13 protein-coding genes are annotated in these 9253 nt (G+C 43.7%); all 13 read right to left on the reverse strand.

From position 1 onward, the window contains the following. Positions 1 to 113: 113 nt before the first annotated feature. Positions 114 to 350, reverse strand: a complete 237-nt coding sequence (yidD, locus tag ADI58_RS09910; RefSeq protein WP_049522465.1) for a membrane protein insertion efficiency factor YidD — start codon at positions 348 to 350, stop codon at positions 114 to 116. Next, on the reverse strand, positions 350 to 1072 hold the full coding sequence (locus ADI58_RS09915) for a pseudouridine synthase (protein WP_001222228.1): 723 nt from the start codon (positions 1070 to 1072) through the stop codon (positions 350 to 352). Before ADI58_RS09915 ends, yidD begins: the two co-directional genes overlap by 1 nt. Next, on the reverse strand, positions 1059 to 1628 hold the full coding sequence (gene scpB, locus ADI58_RS09920) for an SMC-Scp complex subunit ScpB (RefSeq protein ID WP_049522466.1): 570 nt from the start codon (positions 1626 to 1628) through the stop codon (positions 1059 to 1061). The genes ADI58_RS09915 and scpB overlap by 14 nt, the downstream gene beginning before the upstream one ends. 18 nt (positions 1629 to 1646) lie before the next feature. Beyond that, on the reverse strand, positions 1647 to 2375 hold the full coding sequence (locus tag ADI58_RS09925; protein ID WP_049522467.1) for a segregation/condensation protein A: 729 nt from the start codon (positions 2373 to 2375) through the stop codon (positions 1647 to 1649). Further along, positions 2375 to 3109: a site-specific tyrosine recombinase XerD gene (xerD, locus tag ADI58_RS09930; protein ID WP_342666331.1), complete on the reverse strand. Its 735-nt coding sequence runs from the start codon at positions 3107 to 3109 to the stop codon at positions 2375 to 2377. Before xerD ends, ADI58_RS09925 begins: the two co-directional genes overlap by 1 nt. Then, a complete protein-coding gene (gene cbpB, locus ADI58_RS09935) occupies positions 3106 to 3567 on the reverse strand; it encodes a cyclic-di-AMP-binding protein CbpB (protein ID WP_004260968.1) in 462 nt (153 codons plus the stop codon). Before cbpB ends, xerD begins: the two co-directional genes overlap by 4 nt. Next, a complete protein-coding gene (locus ADI58_RS09940) occupies positions 3564 to 4085 on the reverse strand; it encodes a metallophosphoesterase (protein ID WP_020902175.1) in 522 nt (173 codons plus the stop codon). Before ADI58_RS09940 ends, cbpB begins: the two co-directional genes overlap by 4 nt. Beyond that, on the reverse strand, positions 4061 to 5071 hold the full coding sequence (locus ADI58_RS09945; protein WP_414716722.1) for a nucleoside-triphosphate diphosphatase: 1011 nt from the start codon (positions 5069 to 5071) through the stop codon (positions 4061 to 4063). The genes ADI58_RS09940 and ADI58_RS09945 overlap by 25 nt, the downstream gene beginning before the upstream one ends. After that, positions 5029 to 5823 carry a glutamate racemase gene (gene racE / locus ADI58_RS09950; protein ID WP_000370376.1) on the reverse strand — a complete coding sequence of 265 codons (795 nt, stop codon included), beginning with the start codon at positions 5821 to 5823 and terminating at the stop codon, positions 5029 to 5031. Before racE ends, ADI58_RS09945 begins: the two co-directional genes overlap by 43 nt. A gap of 199 nt (positions 5824 to 6022) precedes the next feature. Continuing rightward, on the reverse strand, positions 6023 to 6271 hold the full coding sequence (locus tag ADI58_RS09955; protein ID WP_000364990.1) for a YneF family protein: 249 nt from the start codon (positions 6269 to 6271) through the stop codon (positions 6023 to 6025). Positions 6272 to 6477: 206 nt separating this feature from the next. Further along, entirely contained in the window at positions 6478 to 7281 is an 804-nt protein-coding gene (locus ADI58_RS09960; RefSeq protein ID WP_049522470.1) for an ABC transporter ATP-binding protein, read from the reverse strand. 12 nt (positions 7282 to 7293) lie between these two features. Next, positions 7294 to 8187, reverse strand: a complete 894-nt coding sequence (locus ADI58_RS09965) for an ABC transporter permease (RefSeq protein ID WP_049522471.1) — start codon at positions 8185 to 8187, stop codon at positions 7294 to 7296. 10 nt (positions 8188 to 8197) lie between these two features. Continuing rightward, complete coding sequence (locus ADI58_RS09970) at positions 8198 to 9175, reverse strand: ABC transporter substrate binding protein (protein WP_049522472.1); 978 nt, start codon at positions 9173 to 9175, stop codon at positions 8198 to 8200. Positions 9176 to 9253 lie beyond the last annotated feature (78 nt).

Raw genomic sequence — 9253 nt, forward strand, 5'->3', positions numbered from 1 at the left:
ACCTCAAAACAGTGTTTTGAGCTGACTTCGTCAGTTTCATCTACAACCTCAAAACACTGTTTTGAGCAACCTGCGGCTAGTTTCCTAGTTTGCTCTTTGATTTTCATTGAATATTATTTTGCATTTCTCTTTAAAGAAAAGTGGTCTGGGACGGGATCTTTACCTGTTTTCGACCAAGGATGGCAACGTAAAATCCGTGCCAAACCCATCAAGACACCCTTGAAGCCATGTTTTTCAATAGCCTCAATCATATAATTTGAACAGGTAGGCTCAAAGCGACAAGAGGGGGGAAAGGCTGGTGAGATAAAACGTTGGTAAAAGCGCACAGGCGCTATTAAAATTCGCTTCATTATTTCTTGGTTACAGCCATGGTGTGTAGTTGGCTGATTTCTTTTTTATTAAGACGACGGGATTCTCCTGGACGGAGTCCTGTCAAGTCTAGATGTCCAAAACGGGTACGTGACAACTTGTCCACTTGAAGACCGACAGCTTCAAACATCTTTTTAACCTGGTGGTTACGCCCTTCATGGATAGTCAACTGCACCACAGAGCGGTTTTTAACTGGATCCACTTTGAGAATTTCATAAACAGCCGGCTTGGTTTTCTTGCCATCAATCTCAAGTCCACGGGTCAAGGGGCGGAGATTGTCCTTATTGGCCACACCTTTAACACGCGCGACATAGACCTTGTCAATCTCATTACGAGGGTGAATCATTTCATCCGTAAAATCCCCATCATTGGTCAAAATCAAGACTCCTGATGTATCCCAGTCCAAACGACCTACAGGGTAGATGCGCTCCTTCACGTTGGGCAAGAGGTCGACAACCGTCTTGCGGCCCTTGTCATCTGTCACACTGGAAATGACACCGCGTGGTTTGTTAAGCAGATAGTAGACCTTTTCTTCGTTGTAGATAGGTTGACCTTCAACTTCGACCTTGTCGCCTGACTTGATGGTGGTTGCTAGTTCACGCACCACTTGGCCATTGACCGTCACCAAGCCTTGCTTGATCAGCTCTTCTGCTTTTCTCCTACTGGCCACACCTGCGTGGGCAATATACTTATTGATTCTCATCTTCTTCTATCCTTTCACCAAATAATTGGCTTTCTTGGGCTTGAATCTCAAGCTCATCAATCACTGGTAATTCTTCCAAATGATTTATCCCCATGTAATCTAGGAAATAATCTGTAGTCACATAGAGGTTGGGGCGACCCAACACTTCTTTTTTCCCGTCTTCTCGTATCAAGTCAAAGGCCTGCAACTTTGCCAAGGCCCCACTCGAGTTGACACCACGGATGGCATCAATTTCGATCCGTGTGATGGGCTGTTTGTAGGCAATGATGGACAAGGTCTCAAGGGCAGCCCGAGATAAACTCTGGTTGATAGGTGCCTTAGAGTATTCCTTCAAAATCTCTGCAAATTGAGGCTTGGTCACCAATCTATAAGCGCCCCCTGTCTCAATCAGGGCCAAACTGGAATTTGGGTCCTTTTCATACTTCTGGGCTAATTTTTCTAAACTCTGTTGGATGCCTGTCGGTGGCAGAGAGAGGAGTTCAGCTAACTGGCGGACCCTAATCCCATCTTCACCCGCTACAAACAAGAGCGCTTCTATTTTTGCTAAAGTACTCATCTTTCCTCTCTATCAAGTCTAGCTTTGGGCCACTTGACTTTCTTCCTTCTTTTCCATGAGATAAATATCTCCGAAACTCTCCTCTTGCACAAGAATCAGCTCCTGGGTTTTGATTAACTCTAGGGTTGCCAAAAAGAGGGTGATGACCTCTTGGACATTCTGGGCTTCCTTAAACAAATCCTGCAAGCGTAATTGATCTCGTCCAGTCAAGGATTCTTTCACGATGACCATCATGTCCTCAATCTTATACTCATCCCGCAAGATAGTCGTGTGATTCTGTGCAAACTCCTCTTTTTTCTTGGCTAGGATATTTGAAAACGCCAAAAAGAGGTCAATGGTCGTCTTGTCATGTACAAGTTCCGCATCTTCGTAAATCAACTCTGTCGGCGCTTTAGAATAGTGCTGGGCCCGTTCTTGGTGCTTGGCTTCCAAGTGCTCACCCAAGAGCTTGAACTTGCGGTATTCTTCGATTTGAGAAAGAAGATCCTGCTCCATGTCATCCCCCAAATCTGTCACTTCTGCTACCTTTGGCAGTAGCTTGCGACTCTTGATCAGCATGAGCTGACTGGCCATGACCATGTACTCACCCGTCACTTCCAGACGCATGGCCTGCAGGGTTGAGACATAGGCTAGATACTGTTCGATGACTTCCGTAATAGGCACATCGTAGATATCCATCTGGTACTTAGAAACCAGGTGCAAGAGCAAGTCCAGAGGCCCTTCAAAATCTTTTAGTTTAATATCCATTATCTATATTTTTCTAAGGTCAGGACTGTTTTTAATCCTAATTTTTTTGCAATTTCATACAAATCGACCTTGTTTTCAATTTGTCGTAGAATGAACTGTTCCCGCAAAGCTTGAGCGGATAAGGTTGGAAAACCTTTCTCCTTGACAAAGGCTTCTAACTGACGAAAGGCCCACTGACGAGAATAGGCTTTCCCTCCCCTTTCAAAGAGGTAGGTCTGGGCCATCAAGGGTTCCAATTCTGACAGCAAGGTCGTAGGAATGGTGACAATCCTCTGTTGGGAAGCCTTCTTGATTCGCAACACCTGAAAATCCAAATTGATATCCGCAACCTTGAGAGCTAAAATCTCACTTGGCAAGAGCCCTATTTCCAAGATAAGAAGCGCCAGTAAGCGTCCCTCCGGATAATCACTTTCTTGCCAAAAAGAGTCTAGATCTAACAGTTCTGGCTTCTCGGTCTTCTTTTCAACCTGTTTAGCTAATTCCAAACGGTAAAAGCCATCTACCTCTCCGTTTTGATAGAGAAAGTAGAGAAATTGATTACAGGCCGAAATCTTTCGTTTCTGGGCGCTGATTTTTAGATTGGCTAGCTGGGCTTGGTAAATCTTGAGACCGGTCTCAGAAATCCGCTCGCCTACAATGTCTAAAAATTGCTCCAGATCATACTTATAGGACTGTTTGGAATTGGCAGACAAGCCCTGCTTTTCCTCTAAAAAGGCTGAAATCCTGTCTCTCATTTGCATCGAATCTCATATTCCTTACTAAAATCATGCAAGAGGGCATTGACTGCCTTGAGGATAGACTTGCGCGTGATAATCCCTTGGAAAATTCCTGACGCATCCACAACCGGCAAGAAGGACTCATCTACCAGCTTGTGCAAAACCTCCGTAATAGTAAAATCAGGCGAGACGACCGCTACGTCGGTTCTCGTCATATGAACGATATCCGTATCTGCCATGATTTCTTGACTCAAGTCATGCTCCATCTGATAAGCCATAATATCTCTGAGCCCAATCGTCCCAACAAACTGCTTTTCATCTGTCACAACAGGAACACGGGTATAGGTCATCTGACTGAGCAAGAGGGTTGCATGATCCGCATTGTGAGTATCAATCAACACGGCTAGATTTTCAGCAGGGGTCAAAAAAGTTTCCTCCTGCCCCAACAAGAAAGTCTCAAACTCCTTGGCAATCATCGGCTAAACTCCTTGGACAAGCCCGGATACACCTCATGGTCTCGTGTCAAAAAGTCCACTTTAAAATAACTGTCATCAATCTCCACACGAGCATAAAGACATTCTCTGATGGTCCCACGTGGTTGACTGATGGAACCTGGATTTAGAAAGAGGGTCTTGCCTTCCATCCAAGCATTTGGCACATGCAAGTGACCATAGAGACAGATATCGGCCTCTTCTTCCTGAGCCCAGTAGTCCAACTTTTGAAAATTGAAATTAATGTCAAACAAGTGACCATGGGTTTGGATAATCTTGGTCGAACCAAGCTCGGTCACCAAGCGTTCTGGGTAGCCGGCGTAGAAGTCCATGTTCCCTTTAACAACACGGATGCCTTCCCAAAGGGGAGAATCAGGACGCAGTTCAGAATCGCCGTTATGAAAAACGGCGTCAACTTTACCCACATAGCGATCACGGATTTCTTCCACGATCAAGCTATCTCCATGGGAATCGCTCATTACAATGATGGTTTGCTTTGCCATGATGGAAATACCTCCAAAAGTTTCTTAACTGCTAAGGCACGGTGAGATTGACTATTTTTTTCTTCAAGGGTTAATTCGGCTGATGATTTACCTGTCTCTCCCACGAGGAAGAGGGGGTCGTAGCCAAAGCCATTTTTACCCTTGGGTTCAAAGTTAATGTAGCCTGGCCAGTCAGCTTCAACAACCAAGCTTTCCTTGTTTGGACTGGCTACGACTAGGGTTGTATGGAATTGAGCCGAGCGGTCCTTGAGTTCAAAGACCATGGCCAATTCGTGCAAGAGTTTAGCATTGTTTTCACGATCAGTTGCTCCTACTCCTGCGAAACGAGCTGACCAGACGCCTGGCAAGCCACCTAGGACATCGACTTTCAGTCCAGAATCATCTGCCAAAACCATCTTGCCCGTTAATTGAGAAATAGTTTCTGCCTTGAGACGGGCATTTTCTTCAAAGGTCATGCCTGTTTCAGCTACTTCAGGCAAGTCAGGATAGTCATTAAGATTTTCCACATCGTAGCCTAGCTTGTCAAAGATAGCTCGGAATTCCTTGGTCTTGCCCTCGTTACGAGTCGCAATCAATAAGGTTTCTCTGACCTTGTTTGTCTCAAAGAATGCTTCTACATCAACACCTTCTTTAGGCAATTCTACATGCAGGAGTTGCCCATTTTCAACTAAGAGAAAAGCCCCCTGACGTTGGATGACTTCCACATTTCGTCCCATTTCTTGGTTGAGGATATCTACCACAAAGGAAAATAAACGGTAGAGAGAACCATAGCGTAAAACAGTAACAGAAACAGGAAAACCTCGATCCTCATCTCGAAATCTTTGGGCAAACTCCAATAGAGGAAAATCCAAGTCATCATCCGTCAACGTCCGGACGCCACCAAAAATACCATAGGACCCGACATACCAGTCCTGGTCATCCTTATATTCATAAATTTTATTTGTCATAATTCTACATGCTCCACATGAATCTCTTTTTCCAGCCATTCTTCACCAATTTGTGCAAAACTTTGGCTGCTGGCTGTTGTGTAAAAACGGTGATGGAGTGGTCCAGCATCGCGACCACGATTGATTTCAAAATAATTAAGTAAGACTGAGATATCCCGTACGCACTCTGCCCCACTATCGATAAGTTGAACCTTGGGCCCCATGACATTTTGAATAATGGGTCTTAGAAGTGGATAATGGGTACAACCCAAAATCAGGCTATCCACCTTTCCAACCAAGGGACGCAGGGTTTCATAAACCACTTTTTTGGTAACACTGGTTGACAGGGCACCAGACTCCACCAAGGGAGCAAACTTGGGACAGGCCAAACTCTCCACCTGTAAGTCTGGATCCAGATCATGGATTTTCTGACGATAGATGTCTGATTGGACCGTCATAGGCGTTCCAATCACTCCGATTTTCCCACCTTGGCTGGACTTGATAGCTGCCGAAGCTCCTGGCAAAATCACACCCAATACGGGAATGTCTAGTTGAGCCTTGATTTCTTCCCAGACGACGGCAGTCGCAGTGTTACAAGCAATGACAATCATTTTGACATCCTTGGTCAAGAGAAAGTTGACCAACTGCCAAGTATATTCACGAATTTGCTCAGCAGGACGGGGACCATAGGGCGCCCGCGCCGAATCTCCAATATAGACGATTTCTTCATGGGGAAGCTGGCGCATGAGCTCGCGCACAACAGTCAAGCCCCCGACACCCGAATCCAAAAAACCAATTGGTCGATTATCCATACAGTCTTCTTTCTAGTCTTCTTTCTGATTGATAGTTCATTATGATTACTTGTCTTTAAGAACTAAAGGACAACCTCATCAACAACTATCTCTCTTAATCATAATCAAATATCAATAGAATGCAAGGAAAAAGTCTCATCCCTAAACCATAGCCAACATAGTGAGAAGTCTGGAACTTTCATCCCAGACTTTTCCTTATTTATTTTTTCTTTTTATTGTTGGCAAGGGCTGCTTTTTGTTGGCGGATGATTTGGTGGTAAACTTGTTGTACCTTGGCTTCACTTGGTTTTTGACCATTTGCACTCAAAAGAGTACGAACTGCTTCAGCATTCAAACGTGGGTTGTCAGCGAATTCTTTTTCAATTTGCTTACGAACCAAGTACATTCCTCCAAGTGCTCCTCCTAGAAAAGCTAGCACAATCAATACAATTGCTAATAGTAAATCCATCATTTTTCTCCTGTTTCTTTTTGAGTCTCTTCCATTATACCATAAACTAGCCACCCTGACCAGTTTGTTCTACACTTTCAGGGATGGAATAGACAGCAAAAAGAACCCTGCTTTTCTGCAAAAGAGAGCTCCTTGCTAAGTTTAATTTACATATATAGCCAGTGTAAGAAATAAAAGACTGAAACACTAGATTTCAGCCTTTTTCTTTATCCTAAAACCAATTCATCACTGACTAGACTTTGGCCACTATTTTTCTGGAAAAGATGCATAAGGTCTTCAACTGTCAGATGCTTTTTCTCTTCTCCTTTGACATCCACCACTATCTTGCCTTGATAAAGCATAACGAGACGATTGCCGTACTCAATCGCATGGTTCATATCATGTGTAATCATCAGAGTAGTCAACTGATGGTGGTCCACAATCTTTTGCGTCAAGTCCATCACCATTTGACTGGTTTTCGGGTCAAGTGCCGCAGTGTGTTCATCCAACAACAAGAGCTTAGGTTTCACCAAGGCTGCCATGACTAGGGTCAGGGCCTGTCTTTGTCCTCCTGAAAGGTATTGAGTATCTACTTTTAAGCGGTTTTCAAGGCCAATATTCAACTCCTTCAAGGCCTCTTGGAACTGGATTCTATCCTTCTCCTTCACGCCCCAACCAAGCCCTCTCTTCTGCCCGCGTCTCAAGGCAATAGCCATATTCTCCTCAATCGTCAAACGAGAAGCTGTTCCCATCTTAGGATCTTGAAAAACACGGGCGATATCCTTGGATCTCTTTCTTACACTCAGATTTTTAATGGATTTGCCTGCCAATAAAAGGTCCCCTTCGTCCACCGATAGATTGCCAGCCAAGATATTCATCAAAGTGGATTTTCCTGCTCCATTTCCACCAATCACAGAGATAAAATCTCCCTCTTCAACCTCTAAATCTAATCCTTTGAGGACATGGTTCTCATTGACCGTCCCTGCTTCAAATGTTTTGTGAATATTTTCAAGGGTTAACAAACTTGCCATAACTTTCTCCTCCTATTCATTTCTCAATTTCAGACCACGAATCTTTAATCTCTTTTGCAATTCTGGTGCAAATAAAACTAAGGCTAACAAGATTGCATTAAAGAGACGAACTAGATTTTGATCTAGATTTGGAATTTCATAGATATTTAAAATAATCAAACGATATACAATAGCACCGATTCCGATGGATAACAAGCGGCCTCCAATGGTCAAGTCGTGAATCAAGACTTCCGCAATAATCACTGCACTCAAACCAACAACAATGGTTCCTGTCCCAGAAGTCACATCCGAAAATCCATCATTTTGGGCAAACAAGGAACCACATAGAGCAATCAAACCGTTTGAAATCATGTAACCAACAATCTTCATGGTGTCTACATTGACCCCATTGGCCTCACTCATCGGAATATTGTCCCCAGTCGAACGCAAGACCAAACCAATCTCCGTTTTCATCAAGAGGGTCAAGACCAAACAAACAAGTAAGAGGCAGGCTAAACTGAGTGAGAAAACAGCTTCTTCAGTTGTCAGCCCTGAGCTCGCCAACTGTTTAAAGACAGTTGAAGAATCTCCCAAGGAAAGATTGGGTACACTGCCCATGATTTTAATATTGATTGAATAAAGACCTGTCAAGGTCACAATCCCTGTCAAGAGAGCTGGAATTTTCATCTTGGTGTGGAGCATTCCTGATACAAGACCAGCTACCATACCTGCCAGCAAAGCAAGTAAGGTCGCAATCCAAGGATTGGCCCCTGCCTGTATCTGCGATACAACGACAGCTGCCCCCAAAGGAAAGGCTCCTTCAGCAGTCATATCCGCAATATCCAAAATACGGAAAGTCAAGTAGACCCCAATGGCCATAATCGACCACAACAAACCTTCTGATAAACTAGATAATACAAAACTCATCTTAAACCTCCTATTCCTTGCTCTCTAACTTACTAATATCAATTCCTAGTGCATCTGCCATTTCTTGATTGGTATGCAATTCCAGTTTTTCAGGCAACTCAACTGCCATATTTTCTGGCTTCTCACCTTTTAAAACACGAATCAACATACGGGCTGTCTGTCTTCCCAATTCTTCATAATTGGTTCCGTAGTTATACAAACCACCAACAGCAATCATTTCTGTTGAACCACCAAATACTGGAACCTTGTGTTTAATAGAAACCTGCTTGACTGTTTCCATGGTTGACGAAATGATATTGTCCGTTGGTACAAAAACCATATCCACTTCTGCCATCAAACTCTCTGCTGCCGCCTTGACGTTGTTACTGTCCAAGATTGTTTTTTCAACAACGGTAAAGCCTTTTTCTTCTAGAAGACGCTTAGCTTCATCCTTTTGGACAACTGAGTTTGGCTCGCTCTGAGTATAGAGAATTCCAATTGTTTTAGCCTTTGGCAACACTTTCTTTATCAAATTGATTTGGGTTGAAATGGCATCTGATGACTGGTCGCTTGTCCCAGTTACATTGCCCCCAGGATGTTCTCTTGACTCAACCAACTTGGCACTGACAGGATCTGTTACAGCTGAAAAGATAACCGGTGTCGTTTGTGTTGTATTAGCCAAGCTCTGAGCAGAAGGCGTTGCGATGGCTAGAACGACATCGCTAGATTCTGCTAGTTGCTGGGAAATGGTTTTTAGATTTCTTTGTTCTCCCTGTGCATTTTGCAAATCAATCTCAATATTTTTCCCTTCAATATAGCCTTGTTTGGCCAGCTCATCCACAAAACCTTCTCTAGTAGCGTCTAGGGACTGGTGGGTAATAAACTGCGAAATACCAATACGAAAAACATCTTTTTTCTTATCTGCCTTCAACTGATGCAAACTGATCAGAGAGGTCAAGAGGATCCCCACTACCAAGAGGGGTGCTAGTAATTTTCGAACAACTTTCATAATGAAACTCCTTCTCAGAAAAGATAATACTCAATGAAAATCAAAGAGCAAACTAGGAAACTAGCCGCAGGCTGTACT

Source organism: Streptococcus mitis (assembly GCF_001074635.1).
Taxonomy (GTDB): domain Bacteria; phylum Bacillota; class Bacilli; order Lactobacillales; family Streptococcaceae; genus Streptococcus; species Streptococcus mitis_E.